The organism is Inquilinus ginsengisoli, assembly GCF_031453975.1.
GTDB classification, from domain to species: Bacteria; Pseudomonadota; Alphaproteobacteria; order DSM-16000; family Inquilinaceae; genus Inquilinus; species Inquilinus ginsengisoli_A.
The window spans coordinates 196626-215628 of sequence record NZ_JAVDPW010000011.1; the positions used below are offsets into that span (position 1 = coordinate 196626).

At 70.9% G+C, this 19003-nt stretch carries 17 protein-coding genes; 8 read left to right on the forward strand and 9 right to left on the reverse strand.

All coding sequences use genetic code 11. The features are described from left to right. Positions 1 to 3: 3 nt before the first annotated feature. The 4 genes from E9232_RS28920 to E9232_RS28935 are packed head-to-tail and all read left to right on the forward strand — an operon-like array spanning position 4 to position 4770. The gene (locus E9232_RS28920) at positions 4 to 339 is read left to right on the forward strand and encodes a hypothetical protein (RefSeq protein ID WP_309800112.1); all 336 of its coding nucleotides are present in this window, start codon (positions 4 to 6) and stop codon (positions 337 to 339) included. Then, positions 336 to 2432, forward strand: a complete 2097-nt coding sequence (gene sctV / locus E9232_RS28925; protein WP_309800114.1) for a type III secretion system export apparatus subunit SctV — start codon at positions 336 to 338, stop codon at positions 2430 to 2432. Before E9232_RS28920 ends, sctV begins: the two co-directional genes overlap by 4 nt. A gap of 8 nt (positions 2433 to 2440) precedes the next feature. Next, complete coding sequence (locus tag E9232_RS28930) at positions 2441 to 4069, forward strand: type II and III secretion system protein family protein (RefSeq protein WP_309800116.1); 1629 nt, start codon at positions 2441 to 2443, stop codon at positions 4067 to 4069. 8 nt (positions 4070 to 4077) lie between these two features. Further along, entirely contained in the window at positions 4078 to 4770 is a 693-nt protein-coding gene (locus E9232_RS28935) for a CpaD family pilus assembly lipoprotein (protein WP_309800117.1), read from the forward strand. 37 nt (positions 4771 to 4807) lie between these two features. On the opposite strand, the gene E9232_RS28940 is transcribed toward E9232_RS28935, so the two are convergent. Next, a complete protein-coding gene (locus tag E9232_RS28940) occupies positions 4808 to 5572 on the reverse strand; it encodes a tetratricopeptide repeat protein (protein ID WP_309800119.1) in 765 nt (254 codons plus the stop codon). A 180-nt stretch (positions 5573 to 5752) separates the two neighbouring features. Beyond that, complete coding sequence (locus E9232_RS28945) at positions 5753 to 6349, reverse strand: YcbK family protein (protein ID WP_309800121.1); 597 nt, start codon at positions 6347 to 6349, stop codon at positions 5753 to 5755. 236 nt (positions 6350 to 6585) lie between these two features. Between E9232_RS28945 and E9232_RS28950 the strand changes: the two genes are divergently transcribed. Then, positions 6586 to 7218, forward strand: coding sequence for a CDP-alcohol phosphatidyltransferase family protein (locus tag E9232_RS28950; RefSeq protein WP_309800123.1), 633 nt, complete (start codon positions 6586 to 6588; stop codon positions 7216 to 7218). Here the strand turns inward: E9232_RS28950 and E9232_RS28955 are convergent. From E9232_RS28955 to aepX, 5 genes are all read right to left on the reverse strand, one after another. Next, on the reverse strand, positions 7209 to 7640 hold the full coding sequence (locus E9232_RS28955) for a DUF2141 domain-containing protein (RefSeq protein ID WP_309800125.1): 432 nt from the start codon (positions 7638 to 7640) through the stop codon (positions 7209 to 7211). The two genes, E9232_RS28950 and E9232_RS28955, sit on opposite strands and share 10 nt — an antisense overlap. After that, positions 7637 to 8743, reverse strand: coding sequence for a 2-aminoethylphosphonate--pyruvate transaminase (locus E9232_RS28960; protein ID WP_309800128.1), 1107 nt, complete (start codon positions 8741 to 8743; stop codon positions 7637 to 7639). The genes E9232_RS28955 and E9232_RS28960 overlap by 4 nt, the downstream gene beginning before the upstream one ends. Then, entirely contained in the window at positions 8740 to 9744 is a 1005-nt protein-coding gene (locus E9232_RS28965) for a lysylphosphatidylglycerol synthase domain-containing protein (protein ID WP_309800130.1), read from the reverse strand. The genes E9232_RS28960 and E9232_RS28965 overlap by 4 nt, the downstream gene beginning before the upstream one ends. Next, the gene (gene aepY, locus E9232_RS28970) at positions 9741 to 10910 is read right to left on the reverse strand and encodes a phosphonopyruvate decarboxylase (RefSeq protein WP_309800132.1); all 1170 of its coding nucleotides are present in this window, start codon (positions 10908 to 10910) and stop codon (positions 9741 to 9743) included. Before aepY ends, E9232_RS28965 begins: the two co-directional genes overlap by 4 nt. A gap of 207 nt (positions 10911 to 11117) precedes the next feature. Beyond that, the gene (gene aepX, locus E9232_RS28975; RefSeq protein ID WP_309800135.1) at positions 11118 to 12794 is read right to left on the reverse strand and encodes a phosphoenolpyruvate mutase; all 1677 of its coding nucleotides are present in this window, start codon (positions 12792 to 12794) and stop codon (positions 11118 to 11120) included. A 126-nt stretch (positions 12795 to 12920) separates the two neighbouring features. On the opposite strand from aepX, the gene E9232_RS28980 reads away from it, so the two are divergent. The 3 genes from E9232_RS28980 to E9232_RS28990 all read left to right on the forward strand — a co-directional run bounded on the left by E9232_RS28980 (position 12921) and on the right by E9232_RS28990 (position 15756). Next, complete coding sequence (locus tag E9232_RS28980; RefSeq protein WP_309800137.1) at positions 12921 to 13679, forward strand: phosphocholine cytidylyltransferase family protein; 759 nt, start codon at positions 12921 to 12923, stop codon at positions 13677 to 13679. Between the two features lie 2 nt (positions 13680 to 13681). Further along, positions 13682 to 14476 (forward strand): phytanoyl-CoA dioxygenase family protein, encoded by a 795-nt coding sequence (locus tag E9232_RS28985; RefSeq protein ID WP_309800138.1) that lies wholly within the window; start codon positions 13682 to 13684, stop codon positions 14474 to 14476. 242 nt (positions 14477 to 14718) lie between these two features. Beyond that, entirely contained in the window at positions 14719 to 15756 is a 1038-nt protein-coding gene (locus tag E9232_RS28990; protein ID WP_309800141.1) for an LLM class flavin-dependent oxidoreductase, read from the forward strand. Positions 15757 to 15910: 154 nt separating this feature from the next. Here the strand turns inward: E9232_RS28990 and hpnE are convergent, their stop codons facing one another. Further along, positions 15911 to 17173 carry a hydroxysqualene dehydroxylase HpnE gene (gene hpnE, locus E9232_RS28995; RefSeq protein ID WP_309800144.1) on the reverse strand — a complete coding sequence of 421 codons (1263 nt, stop codon included), beginning with the start codon at positions 17171 to 17173 and terminating at the stop codon, positions 15911 to 15913. Then, positions 17170 to 18897 carry a squalene/phytoene synthase family protein gene (locus E9232_RS29000; protein ID WP_309800147.1) on the reverse strand — a complete coding sequence of 576 codons (1728 nt, stop codon included), beginning with the start codon at positions 18895 to 18897 and terminating at the stop codon, positions 17170 to 17172. The genes hpnE and E9232_RS29000 overlap by 4 nt, the downstream gene beginning before the upstream one ends. Positions 18898 to 19003: the final 106 nt, after the last annotated feature.

Here is a 19003-nt window from a genome sequence, read left to right on the forward strand (position 1 = left end):
CGGATGACGCCCGCCCAGCGCGACGCCCTGCACCGGCTCGTCTTCGACTATCTCCGGCACGGCCAGAATCGGCGGGCGCTGGCCCTGGCGCTGCTGCTGGCCTCACGCGACGACCGGCCCGACCCGGCGGCGCTGCGGGCGGTGGCCGTGGCCTCGCTTGCGGTCGGCCGGCCGGACCGCGCCATCGCCGTCCTCGACCGGCTCGACCAGGAAGAGGCGCCGGTCGCGGCGCGGCACCTGCTGCGCAGCCGCGCCCTGCACCAGCTGGGCGAAATCGAGGCCGCGCGGCGCGCCTTCCGCGACTATCTCGACGCGCCGGACCGGCGGGTGGCGGCATGACCGCGCGGCTGCAATCCGCCCTGACCGCCGCCACCGGCCGGCAGGACCTGATGATCGTCGCGCTGCTGGTCGCGACCATCTTCCTGATGATCCTGCCGCTGCCGACCGTGGTGGTGGACGTGCTGATCGCCTGCAACATGACCTTCGCGGTCCTGCTGCTGATGGTGTCGGTCTATCTGCGCAGCCCGCTCGAACTGTCTGTGCTGCCCTCGGTGATCCTGATCGCCACGGTGTTCCGCCTGGCGCTGTCGATCGGCGTCACCCGGCTGGTGCTGCTGCAGGCCGACGCCGGCTCGATCATCCAGACCTTCGGCGAATTCGTCATCGGCGGCAGCCTGGCGGTCGGGCTGGTGATCTTCCTGATCATCACCGTGGTCCAGTTCGTGGTGGTGGTGAAGGGCGCCGAGCGGGTGGCCGAGGTCGCGGCGCGCTTCACCCTCGACGCGCTGCCCGGCAAGCAGATGAGCATCGACGGCGAGCTGCGCGCCGGCGACATCGACCTGGCCGAGGCGACGCGCCGGCGGCAGACGCTGGAGAAGGAAAGCCAGCTCTACGGCGCCATGGACGGCGCCATGAAGTTCGTGAAGGGCGACGCCATCGCCGGACTGGTGATCGTCGCCGTCAACCTGATCGGCGGCCTCGCCATCGGCATGCTGTCGCACGGCATGTCGCTGGGCCAGGCGCTGCACGTCTATTCGCTGCTGACCATCGGCGACGGGCTGGTGGCGCAGATCCCGGCCCTGTTCGTTGCCATCACCGCCGGCACCGTCGTCACCCGGGTGACCACCGCCGAAAGCGGCAATCTCGGCGCCGACATCACCCGCCAGATGGGCGCCAACCCCACCGCGCTGCTGATGGCCGCCGGGGTGGTGGCGCTGCTCGGCTTCATCCCCGGCTTCCCGACCGCGATCTTCCTGGCCATCGCCGCGGTGATGGCCGGCGGCGTGCTGCTGCGCCGGCGCCGCCAGGCGGCTTCGGCCGCGGTGGCGGCCGGCGACGAGGAGCGGCGGGTCGCGGCGGAGACCGTGGCGGACGACACCGTGACCCTGCATCTCGGCGCCGACCTGGCGGCGGGGCTGGGCCAGCCCGCGGCGGAGCGCCTGGCGCAGGACGCGGCGACGGGGCTGGAGCTGGCGCTCGGCGTGCCCTTCCCGGTCGCCCGGGTGGTGCCGGACGGGGCGCTGGCGCCGGACCGCTTCCGGATCGACCTCGACGGGGTGCCGGTCGACGCCGGGGCGGCCCGCCCGGGCCGGCTGCTGCTGCGCGACGATCCGATGCATCTCGACCTGCTGGATCTCGAAGCGGAGTCCGACGACGGCGAGGGCGGCGCGCCGGCGCACTGGATCGACGCCCGGCACGAGGCGGCGCTGGCCGAGGCCGGGGTCGGCCATGCCACGGCGGAGGAGATCGTGGCCGAGGCGCTGACCCGGGCGCTGCGCCGCTACGCCCCGCATTTCCTCGGCATCCAGGAGACCCAGGCCTTCCTCAGGGGCATCGAGGCGACGCGCGGCGACCTGGTGCGTGAGGCCCAGCGCAACCTGTCGATCAACCAGGTCGCCGACGTCTTCCGCCGGCTGCTGGAGGAGGGCGTGTCGCTGCGCAACCACCGGCTGGTGCTGGAGACGCTGGCCGAGTGGGGACCGAAGGAGCAGGACGTGATCCTGCTGACCGAATATGTCCGCGGTGGGCTGAAGCGGCAGATCTGCCACGCCCATGCCGACGAACGGAAGGTGATCCACGCGCTGATCCTCGACCGCGGCGCCGAGGACCTGGTCCGCCAGTCGATCCGGCAGACCTCGGTCGGCGCCTATCTCGCCCTGCCGGAAGGCCAGGCCGAGGAGCTGGTCGACACCATCCGCGGCCACCTCGCCCGGGTCGGGGCCGCCGGCCGGCCGCCGGCGATCCTGACCGCGCTCGACACCCGCCGCTTCCTGCGCCAGACCCTGGCCCGCAACCAGATCGACGCGGCGGTCCTGTCCTATGCCGAGATCGCGCCGGACTACACGGTGCAGCCGGTGGCGGTGGTCCGCCTGACCGGTCGGCGCGGCCGCACGGACGCGGAGGCCGGGCTCGACCGGGCGGCCGCGGAATGAGGGGGGATATGGACGGATCACGATCCCTGGGTCGATTGCGCCGCGCCCTGCTTCCGACCGGCCTGCTGATCGCGCTTGCGGCCGCCACGGTCACGGGCGTCACGGTCAACGACGCCTGGGCCCAGACCGAAACGCCCGGCATGACGGTCCAGCCGGCGCCGGCCCAGCCGGTGTCGCCGACCATGTCGGCCCAGGCCGCGCCCGGCATGCCGGGTGAGGACGTCACCGCGATGCGGGCTCCCGCCACCGCGCCGAAGATCGTCACCGCGCCGCCGGAACCGCCGCCGTCTGCGGTGCCGCAGGCCGTGCCGGGCGAGCCGCTGCCCACCGTCCCCGGAACCCCGGCGCCTGGAACCTCGGGCATGACGGTGTCGCCGGCGCCGCCGCGGGCGATGACGGTCTCGCCGGTGGTGACGCCCAGCCGGTCGATGCTGGAGATGAAGGTCGGGCAGGGCAACCTGCTGACCTTCTCGCAGCCGGTGCAGACCGTGCTGGTGGCCAACCCCAACGTGCTCGACGTCGAGATGGTGTCGGCCCGGTCGGCCTACATCTACGGCGTGTCCACCGGCACCACCAACCTGTTCGCCCTCAGCGGCGCCGACCAGGTGGTGGCGGCGGCCAATGTCCGGGTCAGCCAGGACGAGATGGCGGCCCAGCGCGAGGCGGCACGGGTGGCGCCCGCCGGCTCCGGCCAGCTGGGCTACATCCAGGACCGGCCGGTGACGTCAGGCACGGCGCCGGATCTCGGCAGCGCGATGAAGCTCGACGCCCTGGCCCAGCAACTCGGCAGCAACGCCGGCGGCGCGATGAACCTCAACACGGTGCAGGGGTCGCAGCAGGTCGGCATCCGCGTCCGCTTCGCCGAGGTCCAACGCAACGCGGTGCAGAATCTCGGCGTCAACTGGCAGTCGATGTTCGACATCGGCAAGTTCAACATCGGCCTGGTCAGCGGCGGCTTCCCCGGGGTCGGCGGGGTCGGCACCGCCACCGCGGGGTACCACAGCGGCGGCTACAACGTGGACGCCGTGATCGACGCGCTGCAGCGCGAAGGCGTGGTCAACATCCTGGCCGAGCCGACCCTGACCGCGGTCAGCGGCGAGACCGCGAACTTCCTGGCCGGCGGCGAATTCCCGATCCCGGTGCCGCAGGGCAACGAGACGGTGACCATCCAGTACAAGCAGTTCGGCGTGTCGCTGTCCTTCACCCCGACCGTGCTGCCGGGCGAGCGCATCGCGATGCGGGTGAAGCCCGAGGTCAGCGAGCTCAGCGACGACGCCCGGGTGGAGAGCGGCGGCTTTTCGGTGCCGTCGCTGATCGTTCGCCGGGCCGAGACCACGATCGAGCTGGGCTCGGGCCAGACCTTCGCCCTGGCCGGGATGTTCCAGCGCAACATGTCGAACGTGGCCGACCAGATCCCGGTGCTCGGCGACATCCCGATCATCGGCAAGCTGTTCCAGTCGAGCCGGTACAAGCGCAACGAGACCGAGCTGGTGATCCTGATCACCCCGTTCCTGATGAAGCCGACCGACACGCCGAAGGCGCTCGCCTTGCCGGCCCAGCGCACCGAGCCGACGGTGCGGCGCGCGCGCTCGTCCCCCTCCATGACCGGCGGCAGCGCCGGCTTCGTGCTCGAATAGGACTCGCGATGACGTTCCCGCTCCGACCGCACCATGTGGCGGCCCTGGTCCTGGCCGGTTTCCTGGCGGCCTGCGACCACAAGATTCCGGACTGGCCGGAGGACGGCTACACCACCCTGTCGACCCCGGTGGCGCATCCGGTGCTGTTCGCGCCACAGGCGTCGAGCCTGAGCGCAACCGAGCGCACGCGCCTGGTCGACTTCATCCGCGGCGCCGGGCTCAGCCCCGGGGCGACAGTCACGGTGGCGGCCGGCGGGCCGCGGGCCGCGGCGCGGCAGCAGGCGGTGTCGGCGGTGCTGCGCGGCGCGGGGCGCTACAACGTCGCGCTGGTCGACGACCCCGGCGTCGGCGACGAGGTGCAGGTGGCCGCGGCGGGGCAGGGGGTGCTGTGGCCCAAGCGCTGCCTGAACCCGGACGGATCGCTGCCGGAGGACCTGCCGCTGGGCTGCTCCAGCGACATCAACATGGCGCTGCAGGTCGAGCGCAAGGGCGACCTGTTCCGCGGGCGGCCGACCGGGCCGGCCTTCGCCAACCCCTCGGTGCGCGCGGCCGAACGCTACCTGCAACTGCCGGGCGCCGGCGAGGCCAACGGGCTGTCCAGCCCGGACGACGCCGGCAGCCAAGCGGGGGCGGTGCTGCCGCCCAGCGACACGACCGGGGCCGGCAGCGGGGCCACCACCGGCGGCACCACGTCTCCCTGATCCGCCCGGCCGGCCACGCCCCGGCGGGCGTCCGGACCTATCCGATGGTACCGATCGCCTGGGCCCGGCGCGCCGGGTCCTTGATTCCGCGGATCCGGCGCGCGGCGTTCAGCAGGCTACGCGCCTCCTTCGCCGGCAGGGCCGCGGCCGCGACGCTGCGGGCATCCTGGGTCTTGCCGTCCAGGGCCAGGACCAGGGCCAGGTTGCGCTGCTGCACCGTGGTGGCGTCGGCCGCCGCCGCCGCCTCGCGCATCACCCGCACCGCCTCGCCGGTCTCGCCGGCCAGGGCGTAGGACAAGGCGAGGTTGGTCTTCAGGCTGACATTGCTCGGCGCCTTGGTCAGCGCCCGCTGATACAGCACTTGCGCCTCCTTCGGCCGGCCCAGCAGGGCCAGGGCCGTGCCCTTGGCCAGGACCGTTGGCACGTCGTCCGGCTTCTTCGCCAGGGCCTGGTCCAGCACCGCGATGGCTTCTTGCGGCCTGCCCTGGGCCAGTTGCACCTTGCCCAGGCCGCGCAGCGCATCGACATTGTCGGAATCGATCGCCAGGGCGGCGTTGTAGTAGCCCGCGGCCCGCGCCGGGTCGCCGGTCTGCACCAGCGCGTCGCCCAGCTTGACCATCGGCTGCGGGTTGCTGGGGTCCTCCGTCGCCGCCTTCTGGTACAGGGTGATGGCGGTGTCGGGGTCGCCGGCCGTGCGGATGTTGTCGCCCATCCGCAGCAGTGACGTGGTCGAGGATTCACCGCATCCCACAACGATTAGGGTGGCGGCGACAACGGCGGCACGGGCGAGGTGGAATGTCATGGCGGCGGGCTCCCCCTTGAAGCAGCGAGTCCGGTGCGCCTCTGGCGGGCGCGCTTGGAAAGGTCACGAATCCCTGGCTCATGGATAGAACGATCCCGCCGCCGCGTCGACCCTGGGATTGGGAATCCGGTCCGGCATCCGCGCCCGGGCGCCGCGCGTCCTGGGGACCGCGGGCGGCGGTCAGCCTTCCCAGGTGCGCAGGTTGCCGGAATCGATATGGGTGAAGCCGGGATACTGCCCGACGCCGCCGATCTGCAGCGCCAGGGCGCAGCCGACCAGCTGGCTCGGCGGCACCTTCTCGAAGGTCAGGTCGATGGCGCGGCCGGCCATGTGCAGCGAATTCCGCGCGGTGCCTTCGAGCGAGGAGTTGGTCTGCAGCGTGCGGTAGCCGGAATTGATCGTCGCCTTGCCGCTGAAGCCGGCGCGCTGGCACACCGTGCGGATCACCGCCAGGGCCCAGAACAGCCGGGGGTCCATCTGCACGCTCTGCTTCTGGCGCCAGTCGCGCAGGAACCAGTCCAGCTTCTGCAGCTCGGTGACGTCGTAGCCGCCGGCGCCGTAGAACTGGCCGACATAGCTCTCGCCGGTGTGGGCGTGGCCCAGCTCCAGATACGGCGTCACCCGGTCGTGCAACTCGTCCAGCAGCGATCCCGGGCGGGCTGCCGGGGGCAGGGCACGGGCGGCCGGGCCGGCCAGCGCGATGCCGCCGACGACCCCCAGCGCGGCACGCCGGGTCAGGGTCGGGCCGAAGGCCCGGGACGGAAGAGACGCGGTCATACGAAAACCATCCTCGACAGGCGAAGATACTTCAGCCCGGTTTTGTATAGCATTTTGCCGGGCCGGCGACGGATTGCAATCCCGCCGCACGTGTGTTGCAGACCGGAGGCTGGAGCATCGGCGGCATGCTGAGATCATAGCGGATCATTCGCAAGGGATGGTTTAGAGACAATTGAGGCCCCCAAATTGGAAGGCGGAAGGCCCTCAAAAGGGGGGCTTGGAGGTAGCGGAACCGGATGAGCCACGACACCCTGATCCATCGCATCGTTCGTCCCCTGGTCCGGCGGATCGCGCCGACCGGCGTCACCCCCAACCAGCTGACCACGGTGCGGTTGGTCACGGGCATCGCCGCGGCGGTCGCCTTCGCCCAGGGCGGCGGCCTCTGGGTCGATCTCGGCGGGGTGCTCTTCCTGGTGTCGATGCTGTTCGATCGGGCCGATGGCGAACTGGCCCGGCAGACCGGCCGGATGACCCCCGGCGGCCACCGCTACGACCTGGTCACCGACTGCTTCTCCGAGGCGATCGCCTTCATCGGCATCGGCATCGGGCTGGCGCGGGACGGGGGCGGCGTCGAGCCGATCCTGCTCGGGCTTGCGGCCGGGATCAGCATCGCGGTGCTGTTCTGGCAGCTCAACGTGATCAAGGTGGTCGAGCTGTCGCGCTACGCCATGCGCCGTCGCGGCGTGGTGCTCGACCCCGACGATGCCCTGGCGGTGGTGCCGGTGCTGGTGTGGGTGGACCTGACCTGGCCGATGCTGATCGCGGCCGCGGTGATCACCCCGGCGATCGCGGCCGGGCTGGGCCTGCTGTCGCGCCGGACGCGGGAGGGCGCGCCGGAGTCGGGTGCGCCATCGGGGGCTCAGAAGTAGCGCAGGCGGACGCTGATCAGCGCTTCGCGGGGGCCGACGGTGAACGAGGCGTCCTTAAAGTCCGGCGGCGAGAACAGATAGGACGGATTGCGCGAGAAGGCGACGCCCTCTTCCGGAACGCCCAGCAGGGTGCGGTCGATCTCGTGGTTGTCGTTGACGTCCTGGTAGCCCTGGGCGGCGTAGATCCCGGGCTGGACGTTGGTGATCACGACGGTGGTCTGCCCGGCGACCGCCGGGGCGCTGCCGCTGTAGGGGCAGTTGTCCTTCAGGAACAGCGCCTCCGGGCACAGCGACATCCGGATGGTGCCCTTGGCCTCATGGATGTTGGTGACGGTGATCTCGACCGTTGCCGCGGCGACCACGCCGCTGCCCAGGACCAGCAGGGCGGCGGTGGCGAAGGCAAGAGCATGCAGGGCCTTCATCGGCGCAACTCCCCCAATGCCTCTTCGACGGCGACCAGCAGGGCCTCGAAGTCGGCGCGGCCCAGGGCGCCGATGCAGCCGATGCGGAAGCTCTCGGCCTTGGTCAGCTTCCCTGGATAGATCAGGAAGCCGCGCGCCGCCAGCGCCGTGTAGAAGCGATCGAAGGCAAAGTGCGGATCGTCCAGCGGATGGAAGGTGGCGATGATCGGCGCCTGCTCCTCCGGGTCGAGGAACAGGTGGAAGCCCAGCCGCGCCATGCCCTCGGCCAGCGTGTCGAAATTGTCCTGGTAGCGCCGCAGCCGCGCGGGGGCGCCGCCCTCCGCCTCCAGCAGGCGCAGTGCCTCGACCAGCGCCGCCACCACCTGCACCGGCGGGGTGAAGCGCCACTGGCCGTTGCCCTCGAAGCCGCGCCACTGGTCGTGCAGGTCGAAGCTCAGCGACGGGCTGTTGCCCTTCGCCGCCACGATGGTGGCGCGCTCGACCAGGGCGAAGCCCAGGCCGGGCACGCCTTCCAGGCCCTTGTTGCTCGACGCCAGCACCGCCGCGACCTTCGTCGTCGACAGGTCGATCGGCAGGACGCCGAAGCTGCTCATGGCGTCCAGGATCAGCGCCCGGCCATGGTCGGCGACGACCTCGGCCACCGGCTCGAGCGGGTTCAGCAGGCCCGAAGTGGTCTCGCAATGCACCAGCGCGATATGGGTGATCTTGGGATCCGCCGCCAGCGCCCGGTCCAGCTTGGCCGGGTCGACCGGGCGGTCCTCCGGCCAGCGCAGGGCCTCGACCGAGCGGCCCAGGCGCCGCGCGATCTCGACCATGCGCTCGCCATAGGCGCCGTTGACCAGCACCAGCAGCTTGTCCGCCGGCCGCAGCAGCGTGGCGATCGCGGCCTCGACGATGAAGGTGCCGCTGCCCTGCAGCGGGATGGCGACATGGCTGGTCCCGCCATGGGCAACGTCCAGCAGCCGCTGCCGCAGCTCGGCGGTCATGGCGATGAAGGCGCGGTCGCGCGAGCCCCAGTCGCGCAGCATGGCGCGGCGGGTCTCGATCGCGGTGGTCAGCGGCCCCGGGGTCAGCAGAATCGGGTCTTCCGGGCTGCGCGTCATGACGACGCCTCCGATGCCGCACGGGCCCGGGCGCGGCGCCGGGCCAGGTGCTTGCCTTCCATGATCTGCCAGGCGACCAGGCCGGGGACGCCCAGCGCGATCTCGCGGATGCGGCGGATCAGGGCCATGGCCACGGCGCTGTGCGGCGGGATGCCCAGCAGGCCGCAGATGACGATGAAGCCGCCCTCCTGCACCCCCAGCGCGCCCGGCACCAGCACCCCGGCGACGCGGACGGCCTGGGCCAGGCTCTCGATGATGACCGCCTCGCGCAGGCTGGGCTCGAGACCCAGCGCCCACATCGTCGCCCAGATCTCCAGGCAGCCCAGCAGCCAGGACACCAGGTGGTGGCCGCCCGAGGTCCAGACCCGGCGGGCATGGTCGCCATACAGCGACACGATCGAATCGTGCAGGCCGGAGACCTCGCCCAGCGACGACCAGCCGAACTTGTCGGCCAAGCGGATCAGGGCCCGTTCCAGCACCTTGAACATGCCGAAGCGCTGGGCGCCGACGAACAGTACCACCAGCACGAGGCCGACGCCGGCGCCGGCGATGATCCAGGGCGTCATCGCCCCGTCATGGGCGCCCAGGAACAGCAGCACCAGGCCGAACACGGTGAACACCACCTGGCTGGCCATCTGCGTCGTCAGGTCGACGACGATGGCGGCGCCGGACCGGTTCAGCGGCACGCCGCGCATGGCCAGCAGCCGGGCGGTGATCAGCTCGCCGCCGATCTGCGCCACCGGCAGCAGCGAATTGATCGCCTCGCGGATCCAGCGCAGCCGGATGAAGAAGGTCAAGGGCGGCACCGGCCGCTCCGGCACCAGCACCCGCCAACCCAGTGACGAGAACAGGAATTGCGGGAAGTGCAGGGCGATGACGGCCAGGATGCCCCAGCCGGCGCCGGCCAGCGCCGCCCAGATCTCCGCCGCGCCGGTCAGCCAGACCAGCACGACCGCGACCGTCAGGCCGACGGCGATCCCGATGCAGGCGGGCCATTTCATGATGCGGCGCCGACACTCGCTGCGGCCGGGCGGATGCCGGCAAGGAAGTCTTTAAAGCGCCGGGCGACGTCGACCGGCCCGACTGTCGGGCGGCCAAGCTTCTCCATCGATCCCGGGGCGATGCGGACATGGATCAGAGCGGGGCGCGGGGATTCGGACGCGGCGCGGAACGCCGCCTCGAAACCGTCCAGGCTGCTGCAGGACGCGGCGAATTGATAGCCGCAAGCCAGCGCGACGGCGGCGAAATCGACCGAGGCGGAGACGGTGGCCTGGCCACCAGTCGAATCATGCACGCCGTTGTCGAGCAGGATGTGGATCAGATTGTCAGGCGCCTGGGCGCCGATGGTGGCGAAGGTGCCCAGCTTCATCAGCGCGGCACCGTCGCCATCCAGCACCACCATCGGTGCCTTGGTGTTCAGCGCCACGCCCAGCGCCATGCCGGAGGCACCGCCCATCGACCCGACCTGGTAGATGTGCTGCTTCCGGTCGGCCAGGGTGAACAACTCGCGGCCGGCCTTGCCGGTGGTGGCGACCACGGCGGTACGGTCGTCGGTCAGGGTCAGGAAGCGCTCCAGCACCGCAGCGCGGGTCGGGCGCGGTCCGGCCTCCGGCCAGTCGGCGCGGCGGCCGGGGCGCGGCAGGGTGCGGGGCAGCGCCTGCAGGTCCTCGTCGCGCACATCGCCCTTCTTCATCACGAAGGCATAGGGGATGCCGCCGGCCATCTCCGCCACGGCCTCGTCCAGCGCCGGGCCCAGGGCCTCCGGCGTGGCCGGGAACGGCGCCTGCGGGATCTCCATCAGGCTCAGCAGGTCCTGGGTGATGCGGCCCATCACCTCGTGCTGCGGCTCGTCCGGCTGGCCGGGCTGGCCGCGCCAGGTGGTGACGAACAGCGTCGGGATGCGGAACGGCGCGTTCAGCGAGGTCAGCGGGTTGACCGCGTTGCCCAGGCCGGAGTTCTGGCACATGACCACGGTGTTGCGGCCGGCCAGCCAGGCGCCGGCGGCAATCGCCACCGCCTCGCCCTCGCTGGCCGCACCGACATAGGTCAGGGCTTGGCTCGACAGCACGCCGTTGATCAGCGGGGTCAGGAAGCTGCACGGCACGCCGGTGTAGAAGTCGTGGCCACGCGTCTTCGCCGCCGCGATGAAATCGTCTGCGGTGATCATGCCGACGTTCTAGAGCGCCAGGACCCGGGATGGAAGCGCATCTGCTTGCATTTCCGGTACGGGCTGGGTTGTGGGCGACGCCCACCACGCGACCTTATGTATCATTCGGACCCATATCAGGTCTTGGAAAGCGCCCTCGACTTCTATTGTCATGCCACGGTCGAGCCGGGCAATGACAATAAAAGCTGATAGTTGGGGTGGCCGGCTCTAGGTGAAGTTGCGCGCGTCGGCCAGGTCGCTCAGCGTGTCGACATCCAGCCAATGGGCGGTGAAGTACTGCACCACCACCGGATGCTTGGCCGCCAGGCGGGTCAGCAGCAGCGGCAAATCCGCCGTCTCCAGCAGCCCTTCGGCCTCGATCAGGTCGATCTCCTCGCGCAGCCAGGCGGCGCCTTGGGTGCTGAACCGGGCCAGGCCGATCCATTCGCCGCTGACCTCGGCCGACGGGATCGACTCGGACATCGACTTCAGATGCACCGGCGTGTCGTCGAGATAGCTGCCGGAATAGGGCCGGTCGGCGGCCACCAGGTCGCGCACGGTCTTCTTCGGGTCCTTGACCGACAGGCTCAACCCGTCGACGGCGACGACGATATCGCCCTCGCTCGACATCAGCCCGTCCAGGATGTAGCGGCGGAACAGCACGTCGCCATAGGCGACCACCGCCTCGCCATCCAGCGCCTTGCGCGCCTGGGCCAGCGAGAACACCTCGCCGGTCTCGGCGAAGCGGTCGTTGTCGACGGTCTTGATGCCGGGGACGGCCACGGCCTCCTTGCGGTAGCCGCGGACCACGGTGACGTCGCGCAGGCCGCTGTCGCCCAGCGTCGAGACCAGGCGCTGCAGCAGCGACTGGCCGCGCACGTCGATCATGCATTTCGGCTGGTCGCGGGTGAGGTCGCCGAGGTCGCCGCGCGACGCCGCCAGCACCACGGCCTTGGGCGCCGCCTTGCCGGGGAGGTAGCGGCGCTCCGCCGCCTCCAGCTCGGCATTGCCGACCAGGGCGAAGATGTCGCGGACGCTGGCCACCCGGCCTTCGACCTCGCGCAACGACTGGTCCTCGAAGATCCGCCGGGCGGTTTCGCGCATCGCGGTCATCGACGACCGCAGCAGGTGGTTGGCCCAGATGATGGTCGAGATGCCGGCCTGGCGGAACAGGTCGGTCGAGGTGGCGTAGTACATGGTCGGCACGATCACCACCGGCGACCGGTTGGCCCAGCGCTCGGTGAACTCGAAGATCTCGGTCGCGGTCGACTTCTTGGAATGGATCAGGATCGCATCGGCCCCGGCCGCGTGATAGGCCTCGGCCCGGCGCAGCGCCTCTTCCATGCCGCGGCCGGAGATCAGGGCCTCGACCCGGGCGACCAGGATGAAGTCGTCGTCGGTCTGGCTGTCCTTGCCGGCCTTGATGCGGCCGCAGAACTCATCGATGTCCGCCAGCGGCTGGGCTTCGCCGATGAAGGAGTTGGTCTTCGGGAACAGCTTGTCCTCGATGCAGACCCCGGCGATGCCGCGCTCGCACAGCTTGCGCACCAGGCGGCGGACATTGTTGAAGTTGCCGTAGCCGGTGTCGCCGTCGACCAGGATCGGCAGGCTGGTGGCATCCGCCATGTATTCGAGGGTGTCCAGCACCTGGGTCCAGGACGCCTCGTTGCTGTCGCGCAGCCCCAGGCTGGCCGATCCGGTCAGGCCGGACGCCCAGATGCCGCGGAAGCCGGCTTCCTCGACGATCTTGGCCGACAGGCCGTTATGGGCCTCCATCAGGAAGGACAGCGACGGGGAGGCGATCTCCTCGCGCAGCGCCGCGAACACCGTCTTCGGGCGTCCATTCCGCTCGGCGGCAGCGCCGCTGGACGGGCCCGCCGAGGCGGTCTCTTCGAAAGCCTTCATCGCGTCTTCAGTCCTGAACCGGATGTCCGGGTTGCGGAATCTCAGACGTCCAGCGCCTTGCCGGGCCGCCATATCGGCCTGTATCTTCATCCTGCGTCCGAAAAATGCAACCGGAGCATCACGGTCTTGTCATATAGCGATGGGCGTTCGACCGCCGCGATCATCCTCGCGGCCGGGGTCGGGCGACGCCTGGGAACGGCCGTGGACGGCCCAAAAATCCTCCTTCAGTTCGGCGGCCGATCGCTGCTGGAACGGCATATCGCCGCGCTTCACGCCAATGGGGTCGAAGACATCTCGATCACCATCGGGCATGAGGGCGACTCGATCCGGCATGAGATCGAGCGGCTCGGCCTCACCAGCCGCATCCGCTTCGTCGAGAACCCGCGCTACCGCGAGGGCAGCCTGGTCTCGCTGTGGGCCCAGCGCGACCTGTTGTCGTCCGGCGCCCCGGTCGTGCTGATGGATGGCGACGTGCTGTACGGCGCCGCCATGATCGGCCGGCTGCTGGCCGCGGCGCCGGAGAACACGCTGCTGGTCGACCGCGAGATCGAGCCGGGCGACGAGCCGGTGAAGATCTGCTTCCGCGGCGACGTCATCGTCGACTTCCGCAAGAAGCCCGAGCACGCCCATGACTGGCACGGGGAATCGGTCGGCTTTTTCCGCTTCTCGCCCGATATGGCGCGTGCGCTCGGTGAGCGCACCGACTGGTATGTCGGCCAGGGCATCACCACTGTGGAGTATGAGGAAGCGATCCGCGACCTGATCCTGGCCGAGCCCGGCCGTTTCGGCGTCGCCGACATCAGCGACCTGCCCTGGACCGAGATCGACTTCGACGTGGATGTCACCCGCGCGCGACAGGAGATCCTGCCGCAGTTGGAGCGTTGAGAATGCCCGATTCCCTGCCCCCCGGCCGCACCGGCGCAGCCGGCCCGCTTTCCGCCGAAGACCTTGCGGCCTACGGGCGCACCGGCTGGGTCGCCGCCCGCGGCTTCTTCGACGCGGCCGAGACCGCGGCGATCACCCGCTGGACCGACGAGCTCAGCGCCATGCCCGAAGAGCCGGGCAAGCACATGGTCTATTACGAGCCCAGCCTGCTGGACCCGAACCAGCGCGTGGTGCAGCGGATCGAGAACTTCTGCCCCTACCACCCGCAGTTCGACGGGCTGGTCCGCGGCGGCCGGCTGTTCCAGGCGGTGGAGCAGCTGCTCGAAGGTCCCTCCTGCCTGTACAAGGAGAAGATCAACTTCAAGATGGCGGGCGGCGCCGGGTTCGAGCCGCACCAGGACCAGCAGGCCGGCTGGTCGCGCTACGCCCCGATCTTCCTCACCGTGATGGTCTCGGTCGACCGCGCCACGGTCGAGAACGGCTGCCTGGAGATGGCGGACACGCCGCGCCTGACGGGGATGATCGGCGAGGAGTGGAAGCCGCTGACCGACGCCCAGATGGCGGGCTTCACGCTGGACCCGGTGACGACCGAACCGGGCGACGTGCTGTTCTTCGACAGCTACGCCCCGCACGCCTCGAAGCCGAACCTGACCGACAAGGCGCGGCGCATCCTGTACCTGACCTACAACCGCCTGGCCGATGGCGACCACCGCGAGCGCTACTTTGCGGAGAAGCGGGCCAACTTCCCGCCCGACATCGAGCGCGAGCCGGGCAAGGCCTACAAGTTCCGGGTGTAGTCGCGGCTTCCTCTTCCTATCATTGCCCGGCTCGACCGGGGCAATCCAGGAGCCACCGAGAGCTGCTCTGGCCGCCCCTGGATGCCACGGTCAAGCCGTGGCATGACAATTGGGGAGCGCTGCGACGGAGCGCGCGGGCGAGAAGATCCATCCGTAGGACAGTCTGTTTCCGCGGGCGCCGTTGACCGGCCGCGCCCGGGGGCCATCTCTGCGGTGACGATTCCCGCGACCTAGAGACCCTGATGGCACAGCCCCTCGAACTCGGCCTGGACACTTTCGGCGACGTCACCACTGGTGCGGACGGCGCCTTGCTGCCGCACGGGCAGGTGCTGCGCGACGTCATCGAGGAAGGCGTGCTGGCCGACCAGCTCGGCATCGACTATTTCGGCGTCGGCGAGCATCACCGCGCCGATTTCGCGGTGTCCGCGCCCGAGGTGCTGCTGGCGGCGATCGCCGGCCGCACCAGCCGGATCCATCTCGGCTCCGCGGTCACGGTGCTCAGCTCCGACGACCCGATCCGCGTCTTCCAACGCTTCTCCACCCTCGATGCCGCGTCGAACGGGCGGGCCGAGGTCATCCTCGGTCGCGGCTCCTTCACCGAATCCTTCCCGCTGTTCGGCTTCGCGCTGAGCGACTACGAGACGCTGTTCGAGGAGAAGCTGGACCTGTTCGCGGCGCTGCTGCGGCAGGAGCCGGTGACCTGGCAGGGCACCACCCGCCCGCCGCTGCGCAACCAGAGCGTGTTTCCGCCGGTCGAGACCGGGCGGCTGAAGACCTGGATCGGCGTCGGCGGCAGCCCGGAATCGGTGGTCCGCGCCGCGCGCTACGAGCTGCCGCTGGCGCTGGCCATCATCGGCGGCGACCCCAAGCGCTTCCGGCCCTATGTCGACCTGTACCACCGCGCCTTTGCGCAGCTGGGCAAGCCGGTGCTGCCGATCGGCATCCACTCGCCCGGCTATGTCGCCGACACCGACGCCCAGGCGCGCGAGGAGTTGTACCCCGACTACAAGCGTATGCGCGACCGCATCGGCGGCGAGCGCGGCTGGCCGCCGATGGGGCAGGACGAGTTCGAGCGCGAGGCCGAGCACGGCTCGCTCTATGTCGGGTCGCCGGAGACGGTCGCCCGCAAGATCGTCGCCACGGTCACGGCGCTGGGCGCCGCGCGCTTCCAGATGAAGTACAGCGCCGGCACCCTGCCGCACCCCAAGCTGATGCGCAGCATCGAGCTGTTCGGCAGCAAGGTGGCGCCGCTGGTGCGGGACATGCTGGCCTCGGCATGATGCGTAGGGCGCCGGCCCACCATCCCCATCACTGTCATTGCCCGGCTTGACCGGGCAATCCAGGGGCCATCGAGAGCCGCTCTGGCCGTCCCTGGATGCCACGGTCAAGCCGTGGCATGACAATAAAAATTAAACCCGCAACAGAACCCAACGATCACCGCTTCCGGCCACGGGCCGTGCCGCGGCCGCGGATGTGCTCGGCGGCGCGGAAGCCGGACAGCAGGCTGCCTTCGATCGTCGCCGGCAAGCCGGTCGCGGTCCAGTCGCCCGCCAGCCACAGATTGGCGAAGCCGGTGGAGCAGGGCGGACGCCGGGCCTCGTCGGCCGGGGTCTGGCGGATGGTCGCCCGCTTCTCCTTGATGATTCGGTACAGCGGCAGGTCGCCGGCCAGGTCCGGGAAGGCCCGCACCACATCGGCCCACAGAAGCGCCGCGATCGCCTCCGCCGGCGCGTCCACCAGGTCGCGGGCGGCGCTGACCGTGGTGCTGGCGATGCCGGGGCGGCGGAACACCCAATGCGCCGTGCCGCCGACGATGCCGGCGATGTCGTGCGGCTCGTCCCGCAGCGGGATGGCGAAATGGCCGTTGACGATCGGCTCGTCCGCCTCCGGCACCACCAACCCCGGCACCAGCCGGGCGGCGATCGCCGGCGGCACCGCCAGCACCACCTGGTCGTCCGGCGCCAGCGGCAGCAGCCCCTGGTCCAGCTCCAGCGCCTCGACCCGGCCGTCGTCGAGATGCAGCGCCTTGATCCGGGTCCCGGTCCGCACCGTGACGCGGCGGCGGTGCAGGAAGTCCAGCGCCGGGTTGATGAAGGTGTCGGCCAGGTCGTTGCGGGCGATCAGCGGAATGGTCTGGGCGCCGCCCTTGGCCAGGGTCTGCTCCACCACCGCCCACAGGCCGCGGGCCGAGGCCTCGTCGGCGGGGGTGTTGAGGGCCGAGACCGCCAGCGGCTCGATCAGGCAGCGATACAGCTCGCCGGCCGGGAAGGCCTGGGCCACGGTGTCGGCCGGCCCGGCCTTGGACAGGCGGCGCAGCGCCAGATAGTCGCCGGCCCGGGTGTCCGGCACCCGGCGCCCGGCGCGCAGGATCCACCACGGCAGCGACCCGCGGTTGGGCCGCAGGGTGAACTCGCGGCCGCGGGTCAGGTCGACGAAGCGGAAGCCCGGCCGGGCCGGGGCGGCCAGCCGGTCGGCCGCGCCGATCAGCTCGAGATAGCGCCGCACGTTGCGGTTGCCCGACAGCACCAAGTGGTTGCCGTTGTCGATGATGCGGTCCAGCACCGGCTCGTGGAAGGCGCGGCAGCGGCCGCCGGGGCGTGCCGTGGCCTCGTACACCACGGCGGGGATGCCGGTGCGGGCGAGCTCGACCGCGGCGGCCAGCCCGGCGAGGCCGCCGCCGATCACATGCGCCGTCACTTCAGCAGGGCCGACAGCAGGATGCCGAGCTTCTCGCGCTTCGACAGGCGCGGCCGGACGCGGCGGTCGGTGTAGCCGCGGGCCTGCAGCATCTCGAAGATGCGGCGATAGCTGTGCTGCATGATCAGCGCCGCCTTCATCCGCTTCTCGGTGCCCGGCGGCATCAGGCCGGGCAGGGCGGCGTAGAGCGGCACGATGTCGGCCGCCAGCCGGGCGCAGACCTGGGCGATCCGTGGGTCGGCGACGATGGTGGGGATCGGCGCGTCGGTCGAGATGCCGGCTTCGCGCAGCCAGCTCTCCGGCAGGTACAGCCGGCCCAGCCCGGCATCCTCGTCGACGTCGCGCAGGATGTTGGTCAGCTGCAGCGCCTCGCCCTGGGCCACGGCGAAGGCCTCGCTGGCCGCATCGGGGCAGCCGAAGATCTTGACCGCCAGGACGCCGACGGTGCCGGCGACGCAGCGGGCGTAATGCGCCAGCCCGGCGCGGTCGGCGATCCGCACCTCCGCCGCGGCGTCGATGGTCATGCCGTCGAGCATGCCGTCGAATTCGGCGCGCGGCAGGTCGAAGCGCCGGATCGCCCAGATCATCTCGCGGTCCAGCGGGTCTTCGCCCCGGCCGGCGAAGATGCGGTCCAGCCGTTCGCGCCAGGCGGCGAGGTCGGCGATCTTCTCCTCGACCGTCGCGGTGGAATCGGCGATGTCGTCGACCTGGCGGCAGAAGCCGTAGACGGCGTAGATGGCGCGGCGGCCGTCCGGCGGCAGGATGCGCATGCCGGCGGCGAAGGAGGATTTGGCGCGGAAGACCGCCATCCGCACCAGCGTCGCATCGTCCAGCGGCCTGGCGCCGAAGGCCATCACCGACAGGCCGGGGCGCAGCGCCCTGGCGAAGTCGCTCTTGCCCAGCGCCACCCGGCCCAGCAGCGGGTCGCCGGCGCGCAGCCTGGCGGCCAGCCGGCGCGCCAGCCACAGCATGACGCTGACCTCCGCCGCCAGCGGCCGCGAGGTCAGTTGGCCGGGCAGGGTGGTGGCGGTGTCGAGCATGGCGTCGACCAGGTCGAGGCAGCGGTCCAGCACCGGACGGCGCAGCCGGGCCGAGGCCTCGTCGGCGGTGAAGAAGCGGTCGATGCCGCCGGCCGCCGCGATCCAGTCGGTCGGCACATAGATGCGGCGCAGCTTGCGCCAGTCGTCGCCGCAATCCTGCAGGTGGTTCAGGATCTGCAGCACGGTGCACAGCGCGTCGCCGGCCGGGAAGGTCGATTCCGCCTGGCCGTGCAGCCGCAGCAGGTAGCGCCCGACCGGGTTGGCGGAGTAGCGGCAATAGTCGATCAGGTCGTCCCAGCTGGCGCAGCTGCGATTCTCGGAATCGCGGCGGAAGGCGGTGAGGATGTCGCGGCAATCCACCAGCCCGACGCCGGTCGCGGCGATCGAGGCGCGGATCGCGGTGGTGGAGTCGGGCCCCGGCCCGGTCAGCCCCGCCTCCAGCGCGTCCAGCCGGGCCAGCTTCTCCGCCGGTGCCAGGTCGGGGTCGTCGCCGATGTCGTCGGCGGTGCGGGCGAAGCGGTAGAAGGCGGCGATATGCGGCCGCAGCGCCTTGGGCAGCAGCCAGGACCCGACGGGGAAGTTCTCCTGGCGCGAGGTCTTGGACGCCGCCACCTCCACGGCAGTGGGCGCACCGCCGGCGGGCGGAGAAGAGTCGGCAATGGCTCGGTCGGCCGGCACGGTCATGATCGCCTGTCTACTATCGGCCAGGGCCGATCGGGAAACGACGGCGCGACGGCTGAACCGTCGCGCGGCCCTGAACCGGGCCACCAGATCGCAGACCCCCCGGAAT

What these genes read in the sequence shown, in the direction of transcription:
- E9232_RS28935 (WP_309800117.1), top strand. Translation starts at nt 4,078, where the DNA reads ATGACGTTCCCGCTCCGACCGCACCATGTGGCGGCCCTGGTCCTGGCC.
- E9232_RS28920 (WP_309800112.1), top strand. Translation starts at nt 4, where the DNA reads ATGACGCCCGCCCAGCGCGACGCCCTGCACCGGCTCGTCTTCGACTAT.
- E9232_RS28930 (WP_309800116.1), top strand. Translation starts at nt 2,441, where the DNA reads ATGGACGGATCACGATCCCTGGGTCGATTGCGCCGCGCCCTGCTTCCG.
- E9232_RS28985 (WP_309800138.1), top strand. Translation starts at nt 13,682, where the DNA reads ATGCCCGATTCCCTGCCCCCCGGCCGCACCGGCGCAGCCGGCCCGCTT.
- E9232_RS29000 (WP_309800147.1), bottom strand. Translation starts at nt 18,897, where the DNA reads ATGACCGTGCCGGCCGACCGAGCCATTGCCGACTCTTCTCCGCCCGCC.
- E9232_RS28965 (WP_309800130.1), bottom strand. Translation starts at nt 9,744, where the DNA reads ATGAAATGGCCCGCCTGCATCGGGATCGCCGTCGGCCTGACGGTCGCG.
- aepY (WP_309800132.1), bottom strand. Translation starts at nt 10,910, where the DNA reads ATGATCACCGCAGACGATTTCATCGCGGCGGCGAAGACGCGTGGCCAC.
- E9232_RS28950 (WP_309800123.1), top strand. Translation starts at nt 6,586, where the DNA reads ATGAGCCACGACACCCTGATCCATCGCATCGTTCGTCCCCTGGTCCGG.
- E9232_RS28945 (WP_309800121.1), bottom strand. Translation starts at nt 6,349, where the DNA reads ATGACCGCGTCTCTTCCGTCCCGGGCCTTCGGCCCGACCCTGACCCGG.
- E9232_RS28955 (WP_309800125.1), bottom strand. Translation starts at nt 7,640, where the DNA reads ATGAAGGCCCTGCATGCTCTTGCCTTCGCCACCGCCGCCCTGCTGGTC.
- E9232_RS28960 (WP_309800128.1), bottom strand. Translation starts at nt 8,743, where the DNA reads ATGACGCGCAGCCCGGAAGACCCGATTCTGCTGACCCCGGGGCCGCTG.
- E9232_RS28990 (WP_309800141.1), top strand. Translation starts at nt 14,719, where the DNA reads ATGGCACAGCCCCTCGAACTCGGCCTGGACACTTTCGGCGACGTCACC.
- aepX (WP_309800135.1), bottom strand. Translation starts at nt 12,794, where the DNA reads ATGAAGGCTTTCGAAGAGACCGCCTCGGCGGGCCCGTCCAGCGGCGCT.
- sctV (WP_309800114.1), top strand. Translation starts at nt 336, where the DNA reads ATGACCGCGCGGCTGCAATCCGCCCTGACCGCCGCCACCGGCCGGCAG.
- E9232_RS28940 (WP_309800119.1), bottom strand. Translation starts at nt 5,572, where the DNA reads ATGACATTCCACCTCGCCCGTGCCGCCGTTGTCGCCGCCACCCTAATC.